This window comes from Aquimarina amphilecti, assembly GCF_900109375.1.
GTDB classification, from domain to species: domain Bacteria; phylum Bacteroidota; class Bacteroidia; order Flavobacteriales; family Flavobacteriaceae; genus Aquimarina; species Aquimarina amphilecti.
Genome location: NZ_FOAB01000003.1, coordinates 432,993 through 459,463, shown reverse-complemented (window position 1 = coordinate 459,463; position 26,471 = coordinate 432,993). Strand labels below are relative to the sequence as shown.

Sequence of the window (26,471 nt, the reverse complement as noted above, 5' to 3'; positions counted from 1 at the left end):
AAAAATTGCATTTTTAGGTTTACATTTTTACGTTTAATTGGAAATTACAAAAGAAATTAGCTATTTTAGCAATCATATAATAACATTGTAGTATGGAACCGAAGAAAAATCCTAAAGCAGATTTGACCAAAAAAAGTGCCTTGTTTTTACAACTTGGACTAATTTTAGTTTTGTTTGTTACTTGGCAAAGTATAGAGTGGAAAACCTATGACAGAAGTAATATTGATATAGGTCAAGTTAACCTTGATGAATTAGAGGAAGAGGAAGTGCCTATTACTCAGAATTTAAATACACCACCTCCACCTCCACCTCCACCTCCAGCACCAGAAATTATCGATGTTGTAGAAGATGAGGAAGAGGTAGAAGAGACTATTATCGAATCTACTGAAACAAATCAGGAAGAAGAGATAGTTGAGGTAGAAGAGGTAGAAGATGTTGAAGAAGAAGAAGAAATTGCTGATGTTCCTTTTGCAGTAATTGAAAATGTACCGGTTTTTCCTGGTTGTGAAAAAGAGGCTGGAAACACTGCAAAAAAGAAGTGTATGAGTGATAAGGTTAAGAAGTTTGTTAACCGTAAGTTTAATACAGAGTTAGGAAGTGAATTAGGTCTTTCTGGAGTGAACAGGATTTATGTTCGTTTTAAAATTGATAGAAGTGGTAAAATCGTTGGTGTTCAAGCCAGAGGGCCACATCCAAGATTAGAAAAAGAAGCTCAAAGAGTTATAAAAATGTTACCTAAAATGACACCAGGTAAACAAAGAGGAAAAGCGGTAGGTGTACTGTATTCTTTACCAATTGTTTTCCAAGTTCAGGATTAAGTAAGGTATTTTTTAAAATATTTTGATCCCCTTTGTAATAATACAAAGGGGATTCTTTTTTGGTATGCTTGTTGTGTTTAGTATTAACTGTAACGTTAAAACTAAATAATATGAGTAACAAGCATGATGCTAATGTGCGAAAAGGCACATTAGTGAACTTTCAGATTGGACTTGTAGCAAGTCTATTATTCACTTATGTGATGTTTGAGGTGTACACCTCACAACCCATTAATAAAGCTTCTGATAAAGAAGTAGTTTTAGAGGATGAGTCATTTGTTTGGGATGGCGCATTTGAGGTTTATCAAGAGCCGGAACAAAAGGTAGTTGCACAAAAGAAGCCTGTTCCCATTCCAGATCCAACTGATTTTGATGTTGTAGAAGATGATGTGGTTCTAGATGATGTAACAGAAGAGTTTAAAAATGAAGAACCTGAGGAAACTACTTCATTTAATCCTGATGCAATAGAGGATAAAGAAGAGGAGGAAATTCCTGATAATGTGCCTTTTTCAGTAGTAGAGGATGTGCCTATTTTTCCTGGGTGTGAACGTTTAAAGACTAACAAGGAAAAAGCAGCATGTTTTTCTGAGAAGATTAGTAAAATCATTTCTAGAAAATTTAATACAGGTATTGGAAGTGATTATGGCCTTAGTGGTGTGCAAAGGATATATGCATTGTTTGATGTGGCGGCAGATGGAACTATACAGAATATACAGGTACGAGCTCCGCATCCAAAACTAAAAAAGGAAGCAGAAAGAGTAATTCGTCTATTCCCAACAATGACGCCAGGTAAACAGCGCCAGACACCAGTAACAGTGAAATATCAATTACCGATAGTGTTTAAGATTCAAAACTAAACGAAATAGTATATAATATTAGAATCCCGTTACGATAATCGTAAGCGGGATTCCTTTTTGGTATGCTTGTTGATCCAGATTTTAATTGTAACGTTAAAACTAAATAGTATGAGTAACAAGCATGATGCTAATGTACGAAAAAGTACATTGGTAAGTTTTCAAATTGGGCTTATAGCTAGCCTATTATTCACTTTTGTAATGTTCGAGATGTATTCCTCTATTTCTGTGGTTGAACCTCCTGAAATTGCTTCTAATGAAAATGAAGAAGTGAGTTTTACGATGGATGTGTTTAAGGTTGAAGAAGAGCCTAAGAAAGAGGTTGTTAAAACAAAGATGACCAAGAAACCTGACTGGACAAAGCCAAAAGAGGTGGATGATAATACAGCTTTAGAAGATCTTAAAAAGGTGCTAACCACAGGAGGCGATGATTCAAGGTCCAAGGAAGTTCCGGTAGATTCTATTCCTGATATAGGTAATACAGAGGAAGTTGTTTATGATATTGATAAAGTTGCCGTAGCACCTATTTATCCAGGATGTGAGGATTTAGACACTAATGATGAGAGAATATCATGTCTTTCTGGTAAAATTAAACAAATTGTTTCAAGAAAGTTCAATGCTGACCTCGGTGCTGAGTATGGTCTTAAAGGATTGCAAAGGATTTATGTTCAATTTCAAGTAGATAAAGATGGGGTTATAAATGACGTTAAGGTTAGGGCGCCACATCCTGCTTTGGAAAAAGAAGCTAGAAGAGTGGTAAAGAAATTTTCAAATATGAGGCCTGGTAAAATAGGTGATGAATCAGTGAAGGTTAAATATATTTTACCTATTACATTTAAAATTCAAAATTAAGTTTTTAAAACCCTATCTGTCTTTGATAGATCGGGGTTTTTTTTAAAGTTTGTTTTCTCCATAAGTTGATTGCACTTCATTATTGCTCCCTTAATTATAGCTAAATGACTGTTTTAAGATAAAACAGTTGTTAAAAGGTGAATTATAAATAGTTATAAGTTGTCTATAATCCATTTAAGGCATATCTTTGCACAACTTTTTTAAAAAGACATTTAGTTAACGTGCAAAATTTGAGTATAACCCAAGTCGATACTGCCAAAGTTTCTGTTATTCAGGATTTTAAAGAGATCACTAAAATGCGTTTAGCATTAAGTGTAGTATTCTCTTCCGTAGCTGGTTATCTTTTAGGAGTAGACACTATTTCTTGGAGTACTTTAGTGCTTTTGGCAATAGGAGGGTATTTTATGGTCGGGGCATCTAACGCTTTTAATCAAATTATAGAACGAGATCTTGATGTTTTGATGGATCGTACTAAAAACAGGCCAATTCCTTCTGGTAGAATGACGGTAAACACTGCCTTCATTATTGCTGCGGTATTTACTATTTCGGGTATTTCTGTTTTATATTTTATTAATCCTCAAACTGCCATGTTTGGTGCGATTTCTATATTTATTTATGTTAGCCTGTATACACCGTTAAAAACAAAAACACCTTTATCTGTATTTGTAGGAGCTATTCCTGGTGCTATTCCGTTTATGTTGGGATGGGTTGCAGCTACCAATGATTTTGGAATAGAGCCTGGTACCTTGTTTATGATACAGTTTTTCTGGCAATTTCCTCATTTTTGGGCAATAGGTTGGTTTTTATTTGACGATTATAAAAAAGGAGGTTTCTTTATGTTGCCTACTGGTAAAAGAGATAAAAGTACTGCTACACAAATTGTAATATACACTGTGTGGACTGTAGCAACGTCATTAATACCAGTATTTGGTGTTACTGGCAAATTATACATTACTCCGATTTCGGGAGTTCTAATATTGATACTAGGAGTCTTTTTATTGCGATATGCAATTCGTTTATATAAAGTTAGAGATGCTAAAACAGCTAAACAATTAATGTTGGCTAGTGTGTCTTATATAACATTGTTACAAATTATATATGTAGCAGATAAATTTATTCGTGCATGGATTTAACCCAAGGAACAACAAACGAAAAACAGAAGAGAGCAAAAAAGACCATGATGTGGTTTGCGATGATAAGCATGACTATGACGTTTGCGGGTCTTACAAGTGCTTATGTAGTTAGTAAAACAAGGGAAGATTGGTTAACAGATTTAGTTTTTCCGAATGCTTTTATTTTAAGTGTTTTGGTAATTATAGCTAGTAGTATATCGTTTTTTCTTTCAAAAAAGGCAATTGATAATCAAAATCGAAGTTTAGCAACATTATTGTTGTTAACTACGTTTGGGTTAGGAGTATTATTTGTTTTTATGCAATTTCAGGGTTTTGAAGATATTATGTCACAAGGCTATTATTTTACAGGGCCATCTGCTAATATTGTTCCAACATTTTTGTATATCATTGTAGTATTACATATAGTTCACGTAATTGTTGGGCTACTAGTACTTTTAGTCGTAATTTATAATCATTTTAAACAAAAGTATAAAAGAGGGCAAACCCTTGGTTTAGAACTGGGTGCTATGTATTGGCATTTCGTAGATGTTTTGTGGGTTTATCTCTTTTTATTTTTATATTTTGTGAGATAATAAAATTGATTACTTTTGTGGAAAATTTAACAATACCAAATTCTTTATATGGAAACAACTGTTACTAATACAGGTACAGAAGGTAAAACTTGGGGCGGAGGCAATCAGCCACTCAAGGTGAGTTATGGTAAGATGATGATGTGGTTTTTTATCCTATCTGATGCGCTTACATTCTCTGGGTTTCTTGCTGCTTACGGTTTTTCGAGATTTAAATTTATTGATTCATGGCCGATAGCGGATGAAGTGTTTAATCACTTCCCGTTTCTTCATGGCGTAGATGCACCGATGTACTATGTGGCATTAATGACATTTATATTGATATTTTCTTCTGTGACAATGGTACTTGCTGTAGATGCTGGTCATCAAATGAAACAAAAGAAAGTTATTCTTTATATGTTTCTTACTATTATTGGAGGTGCAATATTCGTTGGTTCTCAGGCTTGGGAGTGGAAAAATTTCATCAAAGGAGAGTATGGAGCTATAGAGACTAAAGGTGGTCAGATATTACAATTTGTTGATAAAGATGGTCATAGAGTAGCATTACATGATATTGCTGTTGTAGATAATCACAAGGAAAGACTACAGCATGAAAGTAAAATGGGTATTTGGTACGATAAGGAAGGAACGCTACCTACATACACTGTTGATGAGATTAGAGCAGGTTTTTCTAAAAGAAGCGATCTTTTGATAAGAACTCAAATTCTTACCGAGAAAGGAGAAAAAACAATATTAACTAGAGAAGAATCTTTAAGAAGATTGAATACTGATGCTATTGGTGTTGTAGAAGGAGCTAATTTGGTTCATAATGAATATGGAACACCTTTGTTTGCTAATTTCTTTTTCTTTATTACTGGTTTTCACGGATTTCACGTATTATCCGGTGTTGTAATTAATATCATCATATTTTTTAATGTGATAATAGGAACCTATGAAAGAAGGAAGAACTATGAGATGGTCGAAAAAGTAGGTCTTTATTGGCACTTTGTCGATTTGGTATGGGTATTTGTATTTACATTCTTCTACCTAGTTTAATAATTAAAAGAATTTATAATAGATATTATGGCACACGATACAGCACATCACGAATCGAATACGGCTAAAATCTGGAAAGTATTTATTTTATTATCTGTAGTTACGATAGTAGAAGTAATTTTAGGTATTATAAAACCTGCATTTTTAATAGAAACTACAGTAATTAGTATGAAATTACTTAATTGGATTTTCATAATTCTTACTATATACAAAGCCTATTATATTACTTGGTCTTTTATGCACATGGAAGGTGAAACTAAAGGTTTACGTAGAGCAGTAGTATGGACGGCAGTATTCCTTATTAGTTATTTAATATTTATATTATTAACAGAAGGTGATTACATTTATGAAGTATTTAAGGCTGGACACAAAAGTTGGGACTTTTAATTAAAGCCCATCGTTGTTTTTAAGTTAAAAACATAATAAAAGATAGTAAAAGACGGTTGTTTTCAACCGTCTTTTTTATTTTTGTAAACGAAGTAAAGTAAATGATTTAATGAAAAAATTTTTAGTTCTTGGGATACTATTTATACTACCAATAGTAATGTATTTGTTTTTTGCTTCAGCAGTTGATAATTTTTCTAAACTTCCTGTGCTAGAAAAGTCTATAGGAAATTTAGATGATTTTGAAAGTCTTACAAAAGAACGAATTACATTAGAAGATAAGATTACAATTTTAGGTTTTTTTGGGGAAGATGTAGCTAACAAAAAAGGGAACGCGTTTAATCTAAATCAGAAAATTTATAAGAAGAATCAAGAGTTTAGGGATTTTCAATTAGTAATGGTATTGCCATACGGAAGTGAAAGTGCTGCTAAAGATCTTTTAGAAGAATTAGATGATATTACTGATGTTTCTGGTTGGAAGTTTCTTTTTGGTACTCCAGAGAGTATACAACGGTTTTTTAAAGGACTTAAAACACCTTATGAATTAAATGATAAAAATGCTACCAATTATGTTTTTATTATTGATAAGGATGCAAATCTAAGAGGAAGGGAAGAAAACCAAGCGAAAAATGAACTAAAGGTTTACGGATACGATACTAGTTCTGTTGCTGATCTAAACAACGTAATGGTAGATGATGTAAAAGTTATCCTAGCTGAATACCGTTTAGCATTGAAAAAATATAAAGCAGATCGTAAAGAAAGATAAGGGATGAAAAAATATTCATATGTAGGTATATCATTTGTAATTCTGATTTTTGGAATTATTTTTATTCCTAAAATTGTAAATAGAGTAAAGGATACTTCTATTGTTAAAAATGATAGAATGAGTGCTGATAATCCTGTAGCTAATGAAAAACTTTCATACTTAAAGATTAATGGCAAACCTAGAAAAGTTCCAGAATTCGCATTTCTAAATCAAGATAGTTTATTGATTACTAATCATGATTATAAAGGGAAAGTATATGTAGTGGATTTTTTCTTTACTAGTTGCCCTACTATCTGCCCTAAAATGAGTCGTAATCTAGTTTATTTACAAAATAAACTTAAAGATTATCAAAATTTTGGAATAGCATCTTTTACGATTAATCCTAAAAGAGATACACCTCGGATTCTTAAAAAATATGCAGAAAATTATGGAATAGTTAATCCAGATTGGAACTTGCTTACAGGAGAGCGAGAAGATTTATATGAATTGGCTAATGCTGGTTTTAATATTTATGCAGCAGAAAATCCGGAGGTTCCTGGAGGATTTGAGCATAATGGATATTTTGCACTTATAGACCAAGAAGGGTATATTAGGTCACGTTATGATGCTTCGGGTAATCCTATTATTTACTATAGAGGTACAATAGGTGTTGAAGAAAAGATGGATGAAAACGGAGAAGAAGAACAAGTTACAGTGCTATTAGAGGATATTAAAAAGTTATTAAAAGAAAATGAATAAAAGTACTTCTGAGGTAGAAAAGAAATATAATAAGTGGATTGTTATCTTATCGATTGTAATACCAATAGCTGTAGCTGCGTTGTTTGGTGTGAACTTACGCAAATTGGGTTATGATGTTGAACCACTTACTTTTTTACCACCAATTTATGCAAGTATTAATGGATTAACGGCTGTTGTTCTTATGGCAGCGCTTTGGGCTGTTAAGAATAAGAAGTTACAACTACACGAGAACTTAATGAAATTTGCTATTACCTGTTCGGTAATGTTTTTAGTGATGTATATTGCTTATCATATGACAAGTGATTCTACGAAGTTTGGAGGAGAAGGAGCGATAAGGTATGTGTACTATTTCATATTAATAACACATATAGTTTTATCCATTATTGTGATCCCATTTGTTTTGATTACATATGTTAGAGCTTTGGCAAAAAGTTTTGATAGACATCGGAAAATTGCAAAAATCACCTTTCCTATATGGTTATATGTTGCAATAACAGGAGTAATAGTTTACTTGATGATTTCGCCGTATTATAATTAATGTTAAAAATCTAGTTTGTTGTTAAGGTAGACTAGAATACAAAAATGAAAACAAAAATATTCTACATATCAATTTTGTTACTATTCTTTGCAATCCCAGTTGATGCTCAATGTGCTATGTGTCGAGCGGTCTTAGAAAGTGAAGAAGGGCAAAAAACAGCCAAAGGAATTAATAATGGAATCGTATATTTAATGATTGTCCCTTATGTACTTATTGGGGTCGTAGGATACTTTATATATCGAAATAAAAAAAAGCCTGCTAAAGTCTAATATCCTAATCATTTTCGTGATTTTAAATCTTTAACATATTCATAACATATAGAAGTGTAACGAATGTGATGTAGGAGAAGTCTTATGATATAAGACTACACTAACCAATTAAATTTATTTCTAAGGGGAAACTAGAAATTGATCTACTAGAATTTATTACACGATACAGTGTAAGTCTTGTTAAAAAAAACAGGGATACCAATTAGGTGTCTAATAAATTTTAATCTTGTGTTATGATTGAAATCAAAGACTTGCATAAATCTTACCAAATGGGAAGCAATTCCCTTCATGTCCTAAAAGGAATTAATTTCAACGTTAAAGAAGGTGAGCTTGTAGCTATTATGGGATCTTCGGGTTCCGGAAAATCTACATTGCTTAATATTCTTGGAATGTTAGATGAAGCAGATACTGGGAGTTATTTTTTGGATAACATACCGATTAAAGATTTGAATGAAAAAATAGCAGCTAGGTATAGAAATAAGTTCTTAGGGTTTATATTTCAATCATTCAATCTTATTAATTATAAAAATGCACTAGATAATGTAGCAATGCCATTGTATTATCAAGGCATTAAAAGAAAAGAAAGAACAGATAAAGCACTTCACTATTTGGAAAAAGTTGGTTTAGCAGATTGGGCCACCCACCTTCCTAATGAATTATCAGGAGGACAAAAACAACGTGTGGCAATTGCGAGAGCTCTTGCCTCAGAACCAAAAGTTTTATTAGCAGATGAGCCCACTGGTGCCCTTGATACAAAAACCTCTTATGAGGTAATGGAATTGATTCAAGGTATTAATGATGAAGGAAAAACCATTCTGATTGTAACACATGAAGAGGATATAGCTCATATGAGTAAGCGTATCGTTAATCTTAAAGATGGTCTTATCATTGATGATGGAATAGTAGAACAAGTAAGAGCAAATTCATATGTTTAATATAGAGCGTTGGCAAGAAATATTTGATACAATTGCTAAGAATAAACTGCGTACTTTTTTGACGGGACTTTCTGTTGCTTCAGGAATATTCATCCTAGTAATTCTTCTTGGAGTAGGTCAAGGTATGCAAAACGGAATTTCACAAGAGTTTGAGGGAGATGCATCTAATAGTATTTGGGTTTGGACAAGACCAACTTCTGTTGAGTATAAAGGTTTAAATCCAGGGAGGTTTTTTAGTATGACTAATGAGGATTTTGATTTTATTCATAAAACCAATGAAGATGTTATAGAATATGAATCTTCTAGAGTTAGAATATGGAATTCAGTTATTTCTTATAAAAAGGAATCTGGAAATTATAGAATAGAAGGAATTTTTCCTGGTTTTCAATTTATAGAAAACCAATCAATGGTTTCTGGTAGATTCATTAATCAACAAGATATTAATGAAAAAGGTAAAATTGTAGCCATTGGTAACAAAGTAAAAGAAGCTTTGTTCAAAAATGACGAAGATCCAATAGGGAAATATATAAAGCTTAATGATATTCCTTTTAAAGTAGTTGGGGTTTATATTGATAAAGGAGGTGAGCGAGAAGAAGAACAAGTTTCTGTTCCATCCACAACCGCTCAACAAGTCTTTAATAGAGGGCAGAACATTAATAACCTGTCTTACACCCTAAAACCTGAAAAAGATTTCGAAACGGCAGTTGCTAAGTCAGAAGAGTTCGTTGCGGCAATAACTACTTATTTGAAAAACAAACACATAATAGCTCCAACGGATGAGAGAGCTATTGGGATAGGTAATTCTTTAGAACAGGCAAAAAGGTTCTATAGCTTGATTTTTATGATTAAAGCTTTCTTTTGGTGGGTAGGAGTATGTACGATTATCGCGGGAGTAGTAGGTGTAAGTAATATCATGCTTATCATTGTTAAAGAGCGAACCAAAGAAATTGGTATTCGTAAAGCAATTGGAGCAATGCCTTCTTCAATAATAGGTATGATCTTACACGAAGCAATATTTGTAACTGCAATTGCAGGCTTTACCGGATTAATTTTTGGATTGATCTTGTTAGAATTATTAGGACCAATGATTAAAACTGATTTTATATCTAGTCCGTCAGTGAATTTTAATGTCGCTTTGACGACCGTATTTATATTGATTTTTGCAGGAGCAATTGCAGGTTTTTTTCCGGCTTGGAGAGCAGCAAAAATTAAACCTATTGTAGCACTTAGAGACGAATAATATGTTTAACAGAGATCGATGGAATGAAATTATAGAGGCACTTACTGCTAATTGGTTTAGAACTTTACTTACCGCTTTTGGAGTGTTTTGGGGTATTTTTATACTTGTTATTTTATTAGCAGCAGGTAAAGGTTTGGAAAATGGTGTTAAGCGTGGTTTTGGCGATATAGCTACTAATACCATGTTTATGTGGACTCAAGTAGCTTCTAAACCTTACAAAGGATTGCCAAAAGGAAGAAGATATAATTTTAAGATAGGAGATGTTAGTTCTATTAGAGAGAAAGTTCCTGGATTAAGGTATATATCACCACGAAACCAATTAGGAGGTTTTGGGGGAACAAACAATGTTATTAGAGGTCTAAATGCAGGTGCATTCAATGTATATGGTGATTATCCAGAAATAATTAATCAAGATCCAATAACAATAACTTCTGGGAGATTTATTAACTATGGTGATATAGATAATAATCGAAAAGTAGCGGTAATTGGAGAAGGGGTGAAGAAAGAGCTATTTAAATTTGGGGAAGAGCCAATAGGAGAGTATATAAAAATACAAGGAGTAAGTTTTATGGTTATTGGCACTTACATGAAAAAATCCAATAATGGCGACCGAGAGCAAGGTCAAAAAGAGATATTTGTTCCGTTTACTTCTTTTTCACAAGCATTTAATCGTGCAGATAATGTCGGTTGGATGGCAATTACTGCGGAGGATGATAATTCAATTACAAATCTTAAAAAAAGCATTATTGATGTTGTAAAAACCAATCATACAATTCACCCAGAAGATAATCGAGCAGTTGGAAATTTTGATTTGTATGAAGAATTCAGCAAAATTAATGGGCTTTTTATAGCGCTTAGGGGGGTAGCATATTTTGTCGGAACCTTAGTGTTGTTATCTGGTATTATTGGAATTAGTAATATTATGCTTATTGTAGTAAAAGAAAGGACTAAAGAAATAGGTATTCGTAGAGCACTAGGGGCTTCTCCTTGGTCAGTGCGAGGGCAAATATTATTAGAATCAATTTTTTTAACAATCATATCTGGAATGACGGGTATTGCTGTTTCTACAGGTGTTATATTTTTGGTAAATAAACTGTTAGAAGGAATGCCTGCAAGTGATGAAACCATGTTTGCTAATCCTAGTGTGGACCTTACTGTGGTTTTTGTAGCTTTGTTAATTTTAATTTCTAGTGGACTTTTAGCCGGTTTAATACCAGCTCAAGTAGCTATAAGAACTAAACCAATAGATGCTTTAAGAGCAGATTAAGTGTAAAATCAATCAAATTTACTGTTACAAAAGTAAAGAAATCAATAAATACTGAAAATGAAAAAAACAATCACTGTCATTATTTTGCTTCTCATTGTAGTTATATTCGGAGGAGCCTTGTATTATTTATATCAAAAAAACCAAGAAGATCCTGTTACTTATAAAACAGAGCAGAGTACTACAGAAACAATCATAAAAAAAACGGTTGCAACGGGTAGCATAGTGCCTAAAGAAGAGGTTTTAATAAAACCTAATATTTCTGGAATCATTGAAGAAATATATATAGAGGCTGGTGATCAAATTAATTCAGGAGATTTGATTGCTAAGATTAGAGTAATTCCTAATGTGTCTTCCTTGCAGAGCGCTAAAAATGCTGTTCAAACTGCAAAAATAGATCTAGACAATCAAGAAAGGGTTTTTAATCGTCAAAAAGAACTATTTGATAAAGGAGTGATATCAGCAAATGAATTTGATGGAGCTGATGTTACTTACAAGCAATCAAAACAGAACTATGAAGCTGCTCAACAGAATTACCAAATTGTAAGAACAGGAACAACAAGAGGTTTAGGAAGTGCAGCAAATACATTAATTCGTTCTACAGTTACAGGAATGGTATTAGAAGTTCCGGTTAAGCAGGGAAATCAGGTAATAGAATCTAATAATTTTAACGATGGAACTACTATTGCAGCTGTAGCTGATGTAGGGCAAATGATTTTTGAAGGTAATGTAGACGAAAGTGAAGTTGGAAAAATAAAGGAAAATTTACCTTTAGAAATTACGGTTGGAGCAATAGAGAATAAAAAGTTTGATGCAGTTTTAGATTATATTGCACCTAAAGGGAAAGAAGAAAATGGAGCAATCCAATTTGAAATAAAAGGAACCTTAAATAAAAAAGATACAACTTTTATAAGAGCTGGATTAAGTGCTAATGCATCCATAATTTTAGCAAAAGTAGATAGTGTGATGGCTTTAAAGGAATCACTTATCCAATATGACCCTAAAACTCAAAAGCCTTTTGTAGAGGTAGCTGTAGGAGAACAAGAGTTCGAAAATAGAGATGTAGAATTAGGTGTTAGTGATGGGATTAATGTAGAAGTAAAAAGTGGAATTGATAAAGAAGATAAGATCAAGGTTTGGAATCAAATTAAGAAACCAGAATTTGGAAATTAATTTTTTTTAACAAAAAGTGTAACAATAATAATCAATAGTATACAAATAGGTATTGTGAAGTGAACTATAAAACTTTGTTGTTTTAGTGAGCTTCCATTCTGACCTCTTAAAATAAAGAAAAACGGATGAAAGTTAAAATTTCAATTATTTGCTGTATCCTTCTTGGGATGATCACTGCGCAAGCGCAAGATAAAAAGTGGACATTACGAGAGTGCGTAGAATATGCTTTAGAGAATAATATTACGATTAAACAATCTGCACTTAATGTAGAAAATGCAGCTATCGATAAAAGCGATGCCTTAGGTAATTTCTTACCTTCCTTAAATGGTTCTATTTCTAATTTCTGGAGATCAGGTTTAGCAACGGATCCAATTACAAATACCAATAGTACTCAGACTTTTAGAAGTTCTTCTTATGGGCTTAATGTAGGGATCACTTTATTTGACGGTTTACGAAATGTAAAACAATTCCAGAGAGCAAAGTTGAACAAATTACTTAGTCAATATAATCTAGGGAAGTCAAAGGATGATATTGCACTTTTTGTCGCTAATAGTTATTTGCAAGTACTTTTAAATAAAGAATCATTAAAAGTAATAGAGAAGCAACACGATATTACTTTAGAACAACTTAAAAGGACTAAAGACCTTGTTGATGCTGGGGTATTACCACAAGGAGATTTATTAGAAATAGAAGCTACTTCTGCGGATGAATTAACACGTATTGTACAGGCTGAAAACGCTGTTTTAATCGCTCGTGTTGGATTAGCTCAAACATTGTTAATTAAAGATTATGAGAAGTTTGATATTGCAGAACAAGAATATCTGATTCCATCAGCTTCTATATTAAATAAGCCAATTGAAGAAATTAGATCTAGTGCTAGAGAGGCTAGATATGAAGTTCAAATAGCAGAACAGAATAAATTAATTGCAGAAAAAGATTTGCAAATAGCTAGGGGAGCTTATTACCCAACATTAAGTGGTTCTTTTGGATATAATACAAGTGAGGTTGGTAATAATACATTCGTTAATGGAGGGATTGATCCTGATAACCCAATAAGTGTTCAAGAAATTGGATTTGTTGGTAATTCGGGAGATGCAGTTTTTCAAAACAGTCCTAATTTCCTTATTAGAGAAGCTGGTCCAACACCTTTTATAAAACAGTTATATCAGAATGATGCACTTTCTTATGGGTTATCTCTTTCTGTTCCTGTTTTTAATGGTTTCGCTACAAGGAATAATGTGAAAAGAAATAAAATAAATGTGAAGCGAACAGCTTTTCAATTAGAGCAAGCTGAGTTAGATCTAGATAGTAATGTATATCAAGCTTATTTAGATGCTAAAGGTTCTGCAGAAGCGTATGAAGCTTCATTAGTTGCAGTAAAAGCTCAAGAAAGAGCATATGAGTATGCTAAAGACCGATATGATGTAGGGAGAACTAATGCATTTGATTTTAGTCAATCAAAGTTTAGATTAGAAAATGCTCAAAGTAATGAGGTACAAGCAAAATTTGATTATATTTTTAAAATCAAAGTGTTAGAACTTTATTTTGGAATAAAAATAGCGGACATTAAGTTGTAAATAAATAACGGTCTATTTGGGCTGTTACCCAAAAGATTGTAATTTCATCCAATAGAATTAATTTTTTAAAGTAAGCCATGAGTAGAAAAACTTTACTAATCATATTAATAATTGTTGTCGTTTTAGTTGTAGGACTCGTCTTTGGTAAAAAGGCAGGATTGTTTGGTAAAGACGGAAACTTAAAAGAAGTAGAAACATCAACAATTGAAAAATTAGATATTATTGAAACTGTTTCTGCTACAGGAAAAATTCAACCAGAGGTAGAAGTTAAACTTTCTTCTGAGGTTTCTGGTGAAATAATTGACTTACCAATTAAAGAAGGACAACAAGTAGACAAAGGAGACCTATTGGTTAGAATTAATCCAGATATTATACAATCAGGGTTAAATCGATCTCAGGCAGCTTTAGAAAACACTAGAGCAGGTTTACGACAGGCAGAAGCTAGTCTTAAAGAAGCAAAATTAAGTTATGATCGTAATAAAGAGTTATTTAATAAAGGAGTGATTTCTAAAGCAGAATGGGATAGTTCCGTTTCTGCATATGAGGTTGCAGAAGCAGCAAAACAATCAGCATTTTATAGTGTAAAAAGTTCTCAAGCTACGGTAAATGAAGCAAAAGATAATCTTAATAGAACAACTATTTATGCTCCTATGAGTGGAACTATTTCTAAATTATCTGTAGAATTAGGAGAACGAGTGGTAGGGACACAGCAAATGGCTGGTACAGAAATAGTGAGAGTTGCTAATTTAAGCAATATGGAGGTTGAAGTAGATGTTAATGAAAATGATATTGTAAAGATTTCTTTAGGTGATTCTACTATTGTTGAGGTTGATGCGTATCTTAAGAAACAATTTAAAGGATTGGTGACAGAAATAGCAAACTCTGCAGAAAGTACATTAAGTGCGGATCAGGTTACTAATTTTAAAGTGAAGGTTCGTATTCTTGAAGAATCTTATAAAGACTTAATAAAAGATAAACCAGAGAGTTATTCTCCTTTTAGACCAGGGATGACGGCAACGGTAGATGTTATTACTAATAAAAGGGAGAATGTTATAGGTGTTCCTATTAGTGCAATAGTTATAAAAAGTGATACTTCTAGCACTGTGAAAAGATCTTACACAAAAGAAAAGTTGAAGGAATCTGATGAGAAGTTCGAATGTGTATTTGTAAAAGATGGAGGAGCCGCTAAATTACGGGTGATTAAAACAGGAATTCAAGACGATAGTAATATAGAGATTACAGAAGGTTTAGAAGTTGGAGAAGATGTAATTATAGGGCCTTATAATGTTGTGACCAAAACACTAAAAACAGGAGATAAAGTAACTTCTAAGGATGACAAGAAGGATAAGAAAGCAGAAGAGTAATATATAATAATTAAGGGTATCTTTGCATAAATTTTTTTAAAAGATGGCCTATATTCTTTGTTTAGAAACTTCTACAACTAATTGTTCTGTTGCTTTGTCTAAAGATGGTAAAGTGATCGCTTTTAAAGAAGATTACGATACTAAATATTCTCACGCAGAGCGTCTGCATCAGTTTATAACAATTGTTATTAAGGAAGCAGGTATAGCTTTAAACAACCTCGATGCTATTGCAGTAAGTAAAGGACCTGGTTCATATACAGGTCTAAGGATTGGTGTTTCTGCGGCAAAAGGTCTTTGTTTTGGACTTAATATTCCTTTAATTTCTGTTAGCACATTAAAATCACTTGCACTACAGGTAAAATCCGAAGAAAGTTTTATTATTCCTATGCTAGATGCAAGAAGAATGGAGGTATATTCTGCGGTTTTCTCAAATGATAATGAACAAGTTCGTAGTATAGAGGCCGAAGTATTATTAGAAGACTCCTTTAGTGTATATTTAGAAAAAAAACCAGTATACTTTATAGGTAATGGAGTTGCTAAGTTTGAAGAAATTTGCAATCACAAGAATGCTATATTTATAACAGATAAGTTGCCATCTTCTATTGAGATGGGAATACTTGGTTATGCTAAGTTTTTAGAAAATGATATTGAGGATGTTAGTTATTTCGAGCCCTATTATTTAAAAGACTTTGTCGCAGGCTAGATTAAAATCTTTTTTTAATTATTCTAATTTTGTTCATAAATAGAAAAGCCATCTTAGAAAGATAGCTTTTGTCGTTTAATTTAAAAGTATTCCATTTACTTATAGGCCGTCTAATTTCTTCTACTCCTAGTGCTAAGAAGACTTCTTGATGGATTCCCATCCATATTTTTTAGTGCATTATATCTGGAAACAAGACGTATAAGATCTTCTTCTTTTCTCACCTTTATTTTTTCTTTTTTCATGTAAGTTTTTAACTCTTCTTCCTTATCACTAAGAGCTGCTAAAACTTTCTTTTTGTTCATGGGAAGTTCCATAATAACTCCACGTTCTTCTAAAAAATATTTAGTTTTTATCTGAACTTTTCCGGGAGTAGCAGTGCCGCTTGCAGATCCTCTTTTATCTGGTTCCGTAATTTTTACGTTATATTTCTTATATATTCTATATTGTTCATTTAATTCAACAAGAACATAATACCCCGGCCTTTTTAGACCTCTTTGTGTTTTAAAATTGCAGTAATAATAATAATCTCCATCTATCCTAGCGTGGGCAGTAGGACTTTTTAAAAGTTCAAATAAATCTGAACCTTTTTTAAGCTCTAAAGCATCACTATAGGCATTGTAGCGGAGTTTTGTGTCAAAAGTTCCAGACTTTTCATCTATGACACTTGCATCTTTGTATCGCATGGTCTTAAATATAGTACCATCGAATTCGTCAAAAGTAGTTATCCTTTTGGCCGGTTTTAATAAAGATTGCGGTAGCTGTGCAAATAAAACCGGTGACATTATTAGAAATAAGAATTGTAATATTTTTCTCACGGTATATTGATTTAGGTGAATTAAACTTAATAAAACGGAAGATTAAATGCAAAAATATAAGTTTTAATACAATATTTTTATTGATTTATCAATATAATGACATTTTTGACTATTGATTAGTTAGAAATATTAAGTTTTATTAAAAAATTAGCATCGTTTTTCTGTGGTTAAACAGTAAAAAAGCAACGAAAACGTTGTTAATTTGTACGAAAAATCTTCAACTAAAAAGCTAAAAGCTTGATTTTCTTTACTAAACAAATGTTAGATAGTGTCTTATAAAGATGTAAAGATTATAATGCTTTTTTCCAAAAAAAACATTTTCAATAAAAAAATTAGAAAAATAGATTTCCTACTATTTAATACTGTATATAAAAAGCATCCCAATATTATTGGGATGCTTTTTATATAGAAAGAGTAACTTTTTAGTTTATTTCGAAAGAAATCTTTAAGATTACTCGATACTCCTTAATTTCGTTACCATCAATAATCATTTTTTGATCAGAAACCCATGCAGATTTAATGTTTTTTACTGTTTTACTAGCTTCTTTTACACCATTTCTAGCTGCGTCTTCCCAACCTTTTTCTGATGATGCTATTACTTCTATTACTTTAACAATTGCCATTTTAATAATTTTTTGGTTAATATTTTATAAAAGAGTCTCTAATATACAAGATACTTTGATCTTTTTTTAATATTTACCACTATTATTTTTATGGTTTTTTCGATATGATTAAGGATTACCCGATGAACTACCCATTTATAGCTTCTACAAACTCTACTTTGTCTTTTAGCATCTCCTTTAGCATATTTTCTATACCATTTTTTAATGTAAATGTAGAGGAAGGACATCCGCTACAAGCTCCTTGTAAAATAACTTTTACTCCTTTACTTTCCGGATCATAAGAATCAAACATTATATTACCTCCGTCACTTGCTACTGCGGGTTTAATGTATTCTTCTATTATATTTACGATATCTTTAGAGGTATCATCTAATTTTTCGAAATCGGCATCAGCTTCTTTTTCTGCCTGATCTTTTGATGCAGTAGCATTTTCCGATAATACTTCTTTGCCTTCTTCAAGGTATTCCCTTAAAAATTCCCTGATTTCTAAAGTAATGTCATTCCAGTCTGCCATATCGTATTTATTGATGGAAATATAATTCTCATCAATATAAACTTCTTTAACAAAGGGGAGATGAAATAATTTTTCTGCGAGTGGTGCTTCTTTGGTGTCATCAATACTCTTAAACTCGTGCCCGCTGGTTACAAGTTTTTTATTTGCCACAAATTTAAGTACAGCAGGGTTAGGAGTACTTTCTGCATATATTGTGATAGGTACTTTTTTTGTAGAAGAAGTTTCGTTAATAATTGGTTGCCCACTGTTTAGATATGTTTTTATTTGTTCTGCAACTTCATCCTGTACATCACCCCATTCTACAATATCAAATTTATCAATCGCAATAAAATTTTGCGCTATAAATACTCTTTTTACAAAAGGGAGATAAAACAATTGTTGCGCCAATGGAGAATTTTTGGCGTGATCTATATTTTCAAATTCATAGCTTGTATGTTGGGTTAAAAAATAATTAGCCTCAAACTTTATAATACTAGCATTAGAAGTTGGTTCTATTTTTATTTCAAAAATCTTTTCCATAATCAAATTTTTGACAAATTTACTAAAAACAAATTCTACTTGGTAGTAGGGTTTATAAGATTAAGAATGTTTTAATACTGGGCTTTAAAGATATGTTCTGGTAAAAATTTATATATTTGAAGCTGGCAAGAAATAATATTTTAATTTGGGAAAAGAAATATTAAAGCCCCACAATATAAGCTGGATTAAATAGTTTATATTGAAATAATTAACCTAGTTTTTCCTTTTTTTTTAAACCTAAAGCCTCTAATGAATTTGAAGAAATATTATTTGTTGTTTGCTATACTGACCTCACAATTTATTTTTTCTCAGGAAGGAATTCCAGTTTATGCGGATTATCTTTCTGATAATTTATATTTGGTACATCCTTCTATGGCAGGAGCCTCTAATGCGAATAAAATAAGACTTACAGCAAGAAAACAATGGTTTGATGTAGATAATGCTCCAAGTACGCAATCTGCTAATGTTAATTTTAGAACAGGTGATAAAGTTGGCCTAGGAGCTATTGTATATAGAGATGAAAATGGACGTTTTTCGCAGACAGGAATATTTACAACCTTTGCATATCATTTGCTTTTTTCTCGTGATCGAACGGACCTTAATATGTTGTCCTTTGGTATAAGTGGTGCCTTTATTCAATCTAATGTTGATGAGAGAGGACTCGATGACCCTTTAGATCCAGATCCAGTAATTATTGGAAGGGAGCAAAAAAGTGGGTATTTTAATTTAGATGTTGGGATGTCTTACCATTATCTTGATTGGTATGCACATTTTACGGTTAAGAATATTTTACCTTCCACAAGAGAAATTTTCGATAATGCTAATAACACTATTCAAGAATCAAATAATCAGAGAAGATATATTTTTTCGGTAGGATATGTATTTGGATTAGGAAATGGTCCTTGGAGTTTAGAACCTTCAGTTTTGTATCAATCAACAGATCAAACAAAAGAAAGTACTATTGATGGTAATCTAAAAGTATATAGAAGATTTGGTGAATTAGCTACTTTATGGGGCGGGTTGTCTTACAGAAGAAGTTTTGATGGTGCAGAGTTTTCCCAGACAGGAGCAGAGATTGAAAGCCAAAAACTTCAATATATCACCCCCTTCTTAGGTATAAATTATAAGAATTGGATGGTCGGGTATACCTATAGTTATCAGTCCAATTCAGTTGTTTTAAGTAATGGTGGCTTTCATCAGTTGACTTTAGGGTATGATTTCGGGAAACGAAAAGAACGTTGGAATTGTCATTGCCCAGCAGTTAATAATTAAGAAAATATAATTAGAACATAAAACAATAAATGCAAGCCTTAAAAGCTTGCATTTATTGTTTATTTCACTTTTGTTCCTGTAAATTTTAATCGTTTATCCTTTATTGGAACTAATGATGATAGTTCATAAACGTTTTTATAACCATACCCATATAGGTTTATATAAGTTGGTATATTCAACGCTAAAGAAAGACTTTTGGTAGGAAAATTTATGCCATCTCCATCTATGTTATTATTACAATAGATTAAGATCCTAGTTTTCTTATCGGGAATTAGTTTTGCAAGTTTTTCTTTCGTGAAATCCGAAAAATTTAAATGTACAGCTCCTTTCAGGTGTTTTTTATTGTAAGCAGCTTCGGATCTGGTGTCTAATAAAATAGTGTTGTTTTCCTTAGCAAAATTCAGAAATGTATCTAAATGAATTAATCTCGATTGTCTGTATTCCATAACTTCTTCTGTGATTGCAATAAATGAATTATAATCAACTTTTGAATTTTGTAATTCGTTTTTCTTTTGAGATATCATAGTTATGGGAATTAGTAAAATGATAAGACTTTTTTTCATGGGTTGTATATGTTTTATTTTTTCCAGCTAAAAGATTTTCTTTCTCCCTGAGTTTTGATTGCTTTAATTAATGCAGCTTCTAAATTTGTATCATCCTTTTTGCTATTATTTTGGATATAGACCATACGTTTCTTGTTTAGCTCCTGTATTTTTTTCTGTATTTCTTTTCGTTCATTACTTTTTTTAGCCACATATTGTTTTAATTCTGTCTTAGATTTGTTTTTAAGTTCTTGAGGTAATTCTTCCTTTTCAACTTCCTCTAGTTCGAAATCTTTATCTTCCGCTGCATCCACAAGATCCCAGCTTTTGTTTTTATAAAATCCAGAACTTTTGCTAATCGTTCTACTAACTGCATTAGCAGCACTGTAAGACCTGGCATTACGATCTTGTTCTGCCTGTAACCCAATTTTTTTAGAACCTTCGTTACCATAGTAGATATAGGTGTTGTTTAGTCTTCGATTTAGTTGTAAGATAATATCATCATAAGGTGTTGCTATATGTATAGTTTCTCTATTATGATCAATAGCACTGTATTCTCCATTAGTAAGATTAGCTCCGTCTTTCCATTTGGTTTGCATACCTTGTTTGTAATTACCACAGAATATTGTATTTACAGTGATATCTTTTTCTTTTGCATCAGTAGCGGCATCTTTATAGTCTATTGGACCTTGAGTAAAAGGTTCATTACCTGCTATGAAAATTAGTTTTAGGTGATCATTACTTTTTTTCCAGTCTAATTGATTTATAGAGGTATTAATAACCTTACCACAGTATTCATTTCCTCCGTTAGTAGTTAATGCAAAAAGTTCTTTAGAAATTTCATCCAGATCATTAGAGAAGGGAAGTACTTGTCTGATATAGCCTTCTTGAGATGGCAAGCGATCATTACCATATTCATATAAGGCAATTTGAAGTTTTATGTTGTAATGACCACATTTTGCGTAAGATAGTTCATTTACGATTTCCCATAGTTGAGCTTTTGCTTGATCAATTAAGCCATCCATACTATTACTAGTGTCTAGTAATAGAGCAACTTGTATGTTTCTTGTATCTGGATCTGTTTTGGTTGTATAAATCTCCTGAGATTTTTCGGGCTTAAATGCTAGGTTAGAGTTATTGTTGTTAGCATTACAGGATACAGGAACTATTAGTAGACATAAGAGGCTCCACACATATATTGTTTTCATAATTATTGCTTTTTTATTTAGGTTAAAACTATGATCAACTTTTTTATATAAAAATCAAGAATGAGTTAATGGACATTACGAATGAGTGAAAAACCTTAATGAGTTAGGGAAGTGCTATTTTTGAATATAGAAATGAATAGAAATGCAGAATATGGTTATTTTCTGATTTTAATATCCCATTAAATTGGATTAAGTTTACCTTGATTATTTCGTATATGATGAATAAATTTTGTTTTATTTTATTGATAATGTGGTTTCTCCCTAATGTTGGGTTAGCTCAGGATGATGCTAGAAGACTTGAGAATAACCAACAAGTTACCATAAGAGGTACTGTGAAGGAAGATGGAACTCTTAGGCCTTTAAAAAATGTAGAAATTAGGATCGTGGGCGGTAAAATATATCGTACGGATGGTTTAGGAGATTTTAAGATACAGGCTAGGATAGGAGATGAGATCATTATTAGTCACGATAATTTTAATACTGTTTATCATACTATTAGTAGTGGAGAAAGAATAGATGTAAAAGTTCAAGAAGATCCAGAAGTGTCCAGTAGAGGAAATGACAGGAAACAAAAGAAGTTATCTGCGGCATATGGAGTGCATCTTGCTGCTGCTAGGAGTTCTATGAAGAAAGATGCTGCTACTAGTATAGATTATGTAACAAAAGCTCTTGAGACGATAGAAGAGGATGATACTTTTGGAGATGAAAAAAAGGCTGAACTTTTTGAAACTTTAGGAGATATTTATGCACATTGGAAACAACCCGATTTAGCAGAAACAAACTATGTAACTAGTTTAAGTAATAAATATAATACGGATGTAGAAATTAAATTAGGAAATGCTCAACTACAAATTCCAAATTATGAAGCTTCCTTAAGTACTTTTAATAAGTTAAAAAAATCAAGACTAAATGCTACACAAAGAGTTGGTGTTTATAAAGGATTGGGTGATAGTTATAAGGGAAAAGGAGATAATGAAAACGCGATAAGTAATTATAATATAGCGCTATCATTTGCACAAAAGAATGGTGCTGAAGATAGTGTGATTGAATTAAATTCTAAACTGGCAGAAATGTTTCAGATTCAGGGGAATCTTGATGGAGCTGAAGAGTATCTAGGTAATTCTGTACAGTTGGCAAGTAAAAGAAGCAAAAAATCTTCAGCCAGACAACGAGCAAAAGCTGCGGATTTTTATAATAAGAATAATAGCTTTGATAAAGAAATACAGTTACGTAAGGAAGCTTTAGAAGATATTCAGGATATAGAACAGAAAGAAGCGTTTAGTCCTATAGCGAAGGATAGCGTTGAGCTTGAATCTAATGCTACTGAAGATAGGGCAATTACTTCACAGGTCCAGAATTATAAAATAGCAAATGCATTTGCAGCCCAATCCGAATACGATGAAGCGATACCTTATTTAGAAGAAAGTATTAAGAAAGCTGCTTCAGAAAATGATCTAGTTGTTCAAAAAGATGCTACAAGGAAGTTAGGTGAGGTATATAGAGAAAAAGGAGAACTAGAAAAAGCTTCTGAAGCTTTTGAAGAATATGAAGTTATCATTGATAAATTATATATTCAAAAAGAACAAGAAATATCACAGGCGACAAGATTTAATCGAGAACTTGTGCAAAAAGCGAATCGTATAGCAACTTTAGAAAAAGACAGAGAGCTTAATGAGAGTAAGTATCAATTGGCATTTGCATCTCAAGAATTAGCTGGACAACAGAAAATTATTATATACTCGTTGATAGGTTTGTCAATTTTGTTATTGTTTGCTGCTTATTTAATGTATCGCAATATTAAGCAACAGCGATATGCTAATAATTTATTAGCACTAAAATCACTTCGTTCTCAGATGAATCCTCATTTTATTTTTAATGCTTTAAATTCTGTTAATACTTTTATAGCTACCAGTGATGAAAGAGCGGCAAATAGATATCTTACTGATTTTTCATTGTTAATGAGAGCTGTTTTGGAAAATAGTGAGGAGGATTTTATTCCCTTAGAAAAAGAAATAGAGTTATTAGAGTTGTATGTTCAATTAGAACATTTTAGATTTCAGGATAAGTTTGAATATAAAATAGAAGTCGACCCAGAAATTGATGTTAAACAATATATGATACCTCCAATGTTATTGCAACCATATGTGGAGAATGCTGTTTGGCATGGATTGCGATATAAATCTGATAAAGGGTTATTGTCGATAAATTTTGTAAAGATGGATGGCGATACTATCGAAATAATAATTTCTGATAATGGTATAGGAAGAGAAAAGTCAAAAGAGTTAAAAACACTAAATCAGAAGAAACAAAAATCACAAGGAATGAGTAATATCAAAAAGAGAATCAATATACTCAATACTATGTATCAAGATAAAGTAGATGTCTTTATTTCTGATTTAACAAGTGAGGAAGATGGAGCAGGGACTCAGGTAAAATTAGTGCTTAATAAAGATAATTGATATCATAATTATTTTAGGATATTATAATAACTAATAAATAAATTAAAAACTGTGAATTTAACAGCGATTGTAGTGGATGATGAGGCAAATAGCCGAGCGATTTTGAAAAATTATTTACATAAATATTGTCCTTCTGTAAAGGTGTTAGGGGAGGCAGCTAGTGTTCAGGAAACATTGAAGCTTTTGGAGTCTAATAATCCTGATCTATTATTTCTCGATGTAGAAATGCCTTATGGTAATGCTTTTGATTTGTTAGAGCAAGTACCAGATAGAACATTTGAAACTGTTTTTGTAACAGCTTATGATCATTATGCAGTAGATGCCTTAAATGCGCAAGCCACGTATTATTTATTAAAACCTATAGCAATTGATAACCTTATAAAAGCGGTTGATCATGTAGGTCATATAAAAGAGAGAGAGAAGGAATTACAGGATAAAGTGCTGACTCCAAAAATATCCCCTACTGTAGATGGAAAGATTACTATTCCTCAACAGGATGGTTTTGAAGTGTTAAAGGTTGCCGAAATTTTATATTGTCAAGCGGATGATAATTACACAAAGATATTCCTTAATCAAGGACAAAAACTAGTAAGTAAAACATTAAAGTATTTTGAAGATTCTTTAAAAGAACATGGGTTTGTTAGGATTCATAAGAGCTATTTAGTAAATGTAAATACTATAGTTAAATATAAAAAAGGGAAAGGCGGTAGTGTTCAGTTATCTTCGGGAAAAGAACTTATGGTTTCTTCTTCTAAAAAAGGAACCTTACTGGATTATTTCAAATAAAACTAAATTAATTGGATAAGTTATTCTTTGAATTGTATGGATTGACATAGGCTACTGTTTTTCTTTTCTTATAAGCTGGAGAATCTAGGAATAACGTTTTTATTTGGTTATCCCAATCTTTTATAATGTCAAAATAACTGGTGTTTATTACTGCCATAATTTGACCACAATCATCACAAATATGTTTTTTGTATTCCAAAAAATAATGTGCAAATTCATGGAATGCTACTACCATTAGTATTTGTGGATCTAACATTGCAATCCAGTTAATTACAATATTTTCTACTTTATTGTTTTTGTCTCTTGTTAGCATTCCTAAAGTAGATCCTTTGGGAGAAACACTTAGAGTGTCAACAACATCAATATTTTTAAGTTTGAATAACTTGTCATAATATTCAATGTTGTATTCTTTGCAATACTCGAAGAACTTATCTAGATGAGGTTTTAGTCTTCCGTCGATTTTAACATTATTTTGAGCAATAGACATACTTACGCAAAATAATCCAAAAAGCGCTATAATGCTTTTCTTCATAATTACTGAATTAGGGGTAAAAGGTTTATTAGTATCTTTTTATTTATAAGTATTTAACAACCAATAAATTATAAAATAAAGAAAAAAAATATTTTCAAAAAAGATCGGGAGTGTTAAAAATCGCTAAAATGTATTTTTTTTAACAAAAATTATTAGATAGGAAGTTAATTTCCTGCATTTTTAGAAATCTAACAGGTTGGAATCTGTTGAAATATTGCTCTTTTTGAGGATATCTTGTAAGATGGAAAGTTTTCCGTTGGTAAAGAATAGATGTGATCCTTTTGAAGAGCCCGTTTTTAGTAAGTTGTTATTCAATAAAACAACTTTAGTCTGTCTCGCTACGGCTTCACCAGAATCAATTATGATGATATTTTTAGGAAGAATTTTTTCTAGAACTGGAATTAGATAAGGGTAATGACTACAGCCTAATACAAGATAGTCAATATCTTTTTCTACAAGAGGCCGCACGTAGGATGATAAAAGCGTAAACATCTCTGGAGTATATATTTTACCATCTTCTATAAGTTCTACTAAACCAGTGCCGATGACTTCTATAACATCTATATTGTTAGCATATATATCTGATGTCGTTGCGAAGAGTTCACTGGATAAAGTGCCTTTAGTAGCTAGAATGCCAACTTTTTGAGTTTTGGTATTAAGAGCAGCAGGTTTTATAGCTGGTTCTATTCCAATAAATGGCACATCAAATTGTTTTCGAAGAACTTTTATTGCGTTTGTGGTTGCGGTATTACAGGCTACAACAATAATCTTACAATTTAACTCTAAGAGTTTTTTCGTGTTTTTAATACTTAACGATACAATCTCTTCCTTGCTTCGTTTGCCATATGGTGCGTACTTACTGTCTGCTAAATAAATCGTGTCTTCATTAGGAAGTGCAATTGCAATTTCTTTCCAGATGGATGTTCCTCCAATTCCTGAGTCAAAAATACCGATTGCTTGTTTTTCCATTCTATAGTAATGTACTTCCCAAA

General features: G+C 32.0%; 28 protein-coding genes. 21 read left to right on the top strand and 7 right to left on the bottom strand.

The annotated features are described in order from the left end of the window. Nucleotides 1-92 precede the first annotated feature (92 nt). The 18 genes from BMY33_RS09790 to tsaB all read left to right on the top strand — a co-directional run bounded on the left by BMY33_RS09790 (nt 93) and on the right by tsaB (nt 16,209). Nucleotides 93-818 carry an energy transducer TonB gene (locus tag BMY33_RS09790; protein ID WP_091407905.1) on the top strand — a complete coding sequence of 242 codons (726 nt, stop codon included), beginning with the start codon at nt 93-95 and terminating at the stop codon, nt 816-818. Between the two features lie 110 nt (nt 819-928). Further along, nucleotides 929-1,672: an energy transducer TonB gene (locus BMY33_RS09785; protein ID WP_091407904.1), complete on the top strand. Its 744-nt coding sequence runs from the start codon at nt 929-931 to the stop codon at nt 1,670-1,672. Nucleotides 1,673-1,780: 108 nt separating this feature from the next. Next, nucleotides 1,781-2,521 carry an energy transducer TonB gene (locus BMY33_RS09780; protein ID WP_091407902.1) on the top strand — a complete coding sequence of 247 codons (741 nt, stop codon included), beginning with the start codon at nt 1,781-1,783 and terminating at the stop codon, nt 2,519-2,521. A 230-nt stretch (nt 2,522-2,751) separates the two neighbouring features. Beyond that, the gene (cyoE, locus tag BMY33_RS09775) at nt 2,752-3,654 is read left to right on the top strand and encodes a heme o synthase (protein WP_091408183.1); all 903 of its coding nucleotides are present in this window, start codon (nt 2,752-2,754) and stop codon (nt 3,652-3,654) included. Beyond that, entirely contained in the window at nt 3,645-4,226 is a 582-nt protein-coding gene (locus BMY33_RS09770) for a cytochrome c oxidase subunit 3 (RefSeq protein ID WP_091407900.1), read from the top strand. Before cyoE ends, BMY33_RS09770 begins: the two co-directional genes overlap by 10 nt. A gap of 48 nt (nt 4,227-4,274) precedes the next feature. Further along, nucleotides 4,275-5,258, top strand: coding sequence for a cytochrome c oxidase subunit 3 (locus BMY33_RS09765; RefSeq protein ID WP_091407899.1), 984 nt, complete (start codon nt 4,275-4,277; stop codon nt 5,256-5,258). 27 nt (nt 5,259-5,285) lie between these two features. After that, nucleotides 5,286-5,645: a cytochrome C oxidase subunit IV family protein gene (locus BMY33_RS09760; protein ID WP_027393456.1), complete on the top strand. Its 360-nt coding sequence runs from the start codon at nt 5,286-5,288 to the stop codon at nt 5,643-5,645. Between the two features lie 109 nt (nt 5,646-5,754). Then, on the top strand, nt 5,755-6,408 hold the full coding sequence (locus tag BMY33_RS09755) for a hypothetical protein (RefSeq protein WP_091407897.1): 654 nt from the start codon (nt 5,755-5,757) through the stop codon (nt 6,406-6,408). A 3-nt stretch (nt 6,409-6,411) separates the two neighbouring features. Beyond that, a complete protein-coding gene (locus BMY33_RS09750; RefSeq protein WP_091407896.1) occupies nt 6,412-7,146 on the top strand; it encodes an SCO family protein in 735 nt (244 codons plus the stop codon). Further along, complete coding sequence (locus BMY33_RS09745; RefSeq protein WP_091407894.1) at nt 7,139-7,684, top strand: DUF420 domain-containing protein; 546 nt, start codon at nt 7,139-7,141, stop codon at nt 7,682-7,684. Before BMY33_RS09750 ends, BMY33_RS09745 begins: the two co-directional genes overlap by 8 nt. Before the next feature lie 44 nt (nt 7,685-7,728). Beyond that, on the top strand, nt 7,729-7,953 hold the full coding sequence (locus BMY33_RS09740) for a hypothetical protein (protein ID WP_091407893.1): 225 nt from the start codon (nt 7,729-7,731) through the stop codon (nt 7,951-7,953). A 233-nt stretch (nt 7,954-8,186) separates the two neighbouring features. Then, nucleotides 8,187-8,888 (top strand): ABC transporter ATP-binding protein, encoded by a 702-nt coding sequence (locus tag BMY33_RS09735; RefSeq protein WP_027393461.1) that lies wholly within the window; start codon nt 8,187-8,189, stop codon nt 8,886-8,888. Continuing rightward, complete coding sequence (locus tag BMY33_RS09730; RefSeq protein ID WP_091407891.1) at nt 8,881-10,128, top strand: ABC transporter permease; 1,248 nt, start codon at nt 8,881-8,883, stop codon at nt 10,126-10,128. The genes BMY33_RS09735 and BMY33_RS09730 overlap by 8 nt, the downstream gene beginning before the upstream one ends. Before the next feature lies 1 nt (nt 10,129). Then, nucleotides 10,130-11,395: an ABC transporter permease gene (locus BMY33_RS09725; RefSeq protein WP_091407889.1), complete on the top strand. Its 1,266-nt coding sequence runs from the start codon at nt 10,130-10,132 to the stop codon at nt 11,393-11,395. 57 nt (nt 11,396-11,452) lie between these two features. Further along, complete coding sequence (locus BMY33_RS09720; protein WP_091407888.1) at nt 11,453-12,565, top strand: efflux RND transporter periplasmic adaptor subunit; 1,113 nt, start codon at nt 11,453-11,455, stop codon at nt 12,563-12,565. A 125-nt stretch (nt 12,566-12,690) separates the two neighbouring features. After that, nucleotides 12,691-14,142, top strand: a complete 1,452-nt coding sequence (locus BMY33_RS09715) for a TolC family protein (RefSeq protein ID WP_091407886.1) — start codon at nt 12,691-12,693, stop codon at nt 14,140-14,142. Between the two features lie 77 nt (nt 14,143-14,219). Beyond that, nucleotides 14,220-15,506: an efflux RND transporter periplasmic adaptor subunit gene (locus tag BMY33_RS09710; RefSeq protein WP_091407885.1), complete on the top strand. Its 1,287-nt coding sequence runs from the start codon at nt 14,220-14,222 to the stop codon at nt 15,504-15,506. Nucleotides 15,507-15,549: 43 nt separating this feature from the next. Continuing rightward, entirely contained in the window at nt 15,550-16,209 is a 660-nt protein-coding gene (gene tsaB, locus BMY33_RS09705; RefSeq protein WP_091407883.1) for a tRNA (adenosine(37)-N6)-threonylcarbamoyltransferase complex dimerization subunit type 1 TsaB, read from the top strand. 110 nt (nt 16,210-16,319) lie between these two features. Here the strand turns inward: tsaB and BMY33_RS09700 are convergent, their stop codons facing one another. The 3 genes from BMY33_RS09700 to BMY33_RS09690 form a co-directional block, all read right to left on the bottom strand. Next, nucleotides 16,320-17,024 (bottom strand): hypothetical protein, encoded by a 705-nt coding sequence (locus BMY33_RS09700; RefSeq protein WP_139195626.1) that lies wholly within the window; start codon nt 17,022-17,024, stop codon nt 16,320-16,322. A gap of 422 nt (nt 17,025-17,446) precedes the next feature. Continuing rightward, nucleotides 17,447-17,647, bottom strand: coding sequence for a dodecin family protein (locus BMY33_RS09695; protein ID WP_091407880.1), 201 nt, complete (start codon nt 17,645-17,647; stop codon nt 17,447-17,449). Nucleotides 17,648-17,774: 127 nt separating this feature from the next. Further along, complete coding sequence (locus BMY33_RS09690) at nt 17,775-18,680, bottom strand: NifU family protein (protein ID WP_091407878.1); 906 nt, start codon at nt 18,678-18,680, stop codon at nt 17,775-17,777. Between the two features lie 249 nt (nt 18,681-18,929). On the opposite strand from BMY33_RS09690, the gene BMY33_RS09685 reads away from it, so the two are divergent. Next, on the top strand, nt 18,930-19,952 hold the full coding sequence (locus tag BMY33_RS09685) for a PorP/SprF family type IX secretion system membrane protein (protein ID WP_091407876.1): 1,023 nt from the start codon (nt 18,930-18,932) through the stop codon (nt 19,950-19,952). 59 nt (nt 19,953-20,011) lie between these two features. Here BMY33_RS09685 and BMY33_RS09680 read toward each other — a convergent pair whose 3' ends face one another. Both BMY33_RS09680 and BMY33_RS09675 read right to left on the bottom strand, forming a co-directional pair. Beyond that, nucleotides 20,012-20,515 carry a rhodanese-like domain-containing protein gene (locus BMY33_RS09680; RefSeq protein WP_091407874.1) on the bottom strand — a complete coding sequence of 168 codons (504 nt, stop codon included), beginning with the start codon at nt 20,513-20,515 and terminating at the stop codon, nt 20,012-20,014. Between the two features lie 14 nt (nt 20,516-20,529). After that, a complete protein-coding gene (locus tag BMY33_RS09675) occupies nt 20,530-21,702 on the bottom strand; it encodes a vWA domain-containing protein (RefSeq protein ID WP_091407873.1) in 1,173 nt (390 codons plus the stop codon). A 218-nt stretch (nt 21,703-21,920) separates the two neighbouring features. On the opposite strand from BMY33_RS09675, the gene BMY33_RS09670 reads away from it, so the two are divergent. After that, nucleotides 21,921-24,161: a tetratricopeptide repeat-containing sensor histidine kinase gene (locus BMY33_RS09670; protein WP_170837051.1), complete on the top strand. Its 2,241-nt coding sequence runs from the start codon at nt 21,921-21,923 to the stop codon at nt 24,159-24,161. 51 nt (nt 24,162-24,212) lie between these two features. Next, a complete protein-coding gene (locus tag BMY33_RS09665) occupies nt 24,213-24,947 on the top strand; it encodes a LytR/AlgR family response regulator transcription factor (protein ID WP_091407869.1) in 735 nt (244 codons plus the stop codon). 7 nt (nt 24,948-24,954) lie between these two features. Here the strand turns inward: BMY33_RS09665 and BMY33_RS09660 are convergent, their stop codons facing one another. Both BMY33_RS09660 and murI read right to left on the bottom strand, forming a co-directional pair. Beyond that, nucleotides 24,955-25,479: a hypothetical protein gene (locus BMY33_RS09660; RefSeq protein ID WP_139195625.1), complete on the bottom strand. Its 525-nt coding sequence runs from the start codon at nt 25,477-25,479 to the stop codon at nt 24,955-24,957. Between the two features lie 180 nt (nt 25,480-25,659). Continuing rightward, nucleotides 25,660-26,448 carry a glutamate racemase gene (murI, locus tag BMY33_RS09655; protein WP_091408182.1) on the bottom strand — a complete coding sequence of 263 codons (789 nt, stop codon included), beginning with the start codon at nt 26,446-26,448 and terminating at the stop codon, nt 25,660-25,662. Between the last annotated feature and the right edge of the window lie 23 nt (nt 26,449-26,471).

Excerpts from the sequence above, each read along its gene's own strand:
- BMY33_RS09770 (WP_091407900.1), top strand. The coding sequence starts at position 3,645 with ATGGATTTAACCCAAGGAACAACAAACGAAAAACAGAAGAGAGCAAAA.
- murI (WP_091408182.1), bottom strand. The coding sequence starts at position 26,448 with ATGGAAAAACAAGCAATCGGTATTTTTGACTCAGGAATTGGAGGAACA.
- BMY33_RS09695 (WP_091407880.1), bottom strand. The coding sequence starts at position 17,647 with ATGGCAATTGTTAAAGTAATAGAAGTAATAGCATCATCAGAAAAAGGT.
- BMY33_RS09685 (WP_091407876.1), top strand. The coding sequence starts at position 18,930 with ATGAATTTGAAGAAATATTATTTGTTGTTTGCTATACTGACCTCACAA.
- BMY33_RS09730 (WP_091407891.1), top strand. The coding sequence starts at position 8,881 with ATGTTTAATATAGAGCGTTGGCAAGAAATATTTGATACAATTGCTAAG.
- BMY33_RS09740 (WP_091407893.1), top strand. The coding sequence starts at position 7,729 with ATGAAAACAAAAATATTCTACATATCAATTTTGTTACTATTCTTTGCA.
- BMY33_RS09670 (WP_170837051.1), top strand. The coding sequence starts at position 21,921 with ATGAATAAATTTTGTTTTATTTTATTGATAATGTGGTTTCTCCCTAAT.
- BMY33_RS09690 (WP_091407878.1), bottom strand. The coding sequence starts at position 18,680 with ATGGAAAAGATTTTTGAAATAAAAATAGAACCAACTTCTAATGCTAGT.
- BMY33_RS09710 (WP_091407885.1), top strand. The coding sequence starts at position 14,220 with ATGAGTAGAAAAACTTTACTAATCATATTAATAATTGTTGTCGTTTTA.
- BMY33_RS09715 (WP_091407886.1), top strand. The coding sequence starts at position 12,691 with ATGAAAGTTAAAATTTCAATTATTTGCTGTATCCTTCTTGGGATGATC.
- BMY33_RS09675 (WP_091407873.1), bottom strand. The coding sequence starts at position 21,702 with ATGAAAACAATATATGTGTGGAGCCTCTTATGTCTACTAATAGTTCCT.
- BMY33_RS09720 (WP_091407888.1), top strand. The coding sequence starts at position 11,453 with ATGAAAAAAACAATCACTGTCATTATTTTGCTTCTCATTGTAGTTATA.
- BMY33_RS09735 (WP_027393461.1), top strand. The coding sequence starts at position 8,187 with ATGATTGAAATCAAAGACTTGCATAAATCTTACCAAATGGGAAGCAAT.
- BMY33_RS09660 (WP_139195625.1), bottom strand. The coding sequence starts at position 25,479 with ATGAAGAAAAGCATTATAGCGCTTTTTGGATTATTTTGCGTAAGTATG.
- BMY33_RS09725 (WP_091407889.1), top strand. The coding sequence starts at position 10,130 with ATGTTTAACAGAGATCGATGGAATGAAATTATAGAGGCACTTACTGCT.
- BMY33_RS09755 (WP_091407897.1), top strand. The coding sequence starts at position 5,755 with ATGAAAAAATTTTTAGTTCTTGGGATACTATTTATACTACCAATAGTA.
- BMY33_RS09745 (WP_091407894.1), top strand. The coding sequence starts at position 7,139 with ATGAATAAAAGTACTTCTGAGGTAGAAAAGAAATATAATAAGTGGATT.
- BMY33_RS09760 (WP_027393456.1), top strand. The coding sequence starts at position 5,286 with ATGGCACACGATACAGCACATCACGAATCGAATACGGCTAAAATCTGG.
- tsaB (WP_091407883.1), top strand. The coding sequence starts at position 15,550 with ATGGCCTATATTCTTTGTTTAGAAACTTCTACAACTAATTGTTCTGTT.
- BMY33_RS09790 (WP_091407905.1), top strand. The coding sequence starts at position 93 with ATGGAACCGAAGAAAAATCCTAAAGCAGATTTGACCAAAAAAAGTGCC.
- BMY33_RS09750 (WP_091407896.1), top strand. The coding sequence starts at position 6,412 with ATGAAAAAATATTCATATGTAGGTATATCATTTGTAATTCTGATTTTT.
- BMY33_RS09680 (WP_091407874.1), bottom strand. The coding sequence starts at position 20,515 with ATGAAAAAAAGTCTTATCATTTTACTAATTCCCATAACTATGATATCT.
- BMY33_RS09780 (WP_091407902.1), top strand. The coding sequence starts at position 1,781 with ATGAGTAACAAGCATGATGCTAATGTACGAAAAAGTACATTGGTAAGT.
- BMY33_RS09765 (WP_091407899.1), top strand. The coding sequence starts at position 4,275 with ATGGAAACAACTGTTACTAATACAGGTACAGAAGGTAAAACTTGGGGC.
- BMY33_RS09785 (WP_091407904.1), top strand. The coding sequence starts at position 929 with ATGAGTAACAAGCATGATGCTAATGTGCGAAAAGGCACATTAGTGAAC.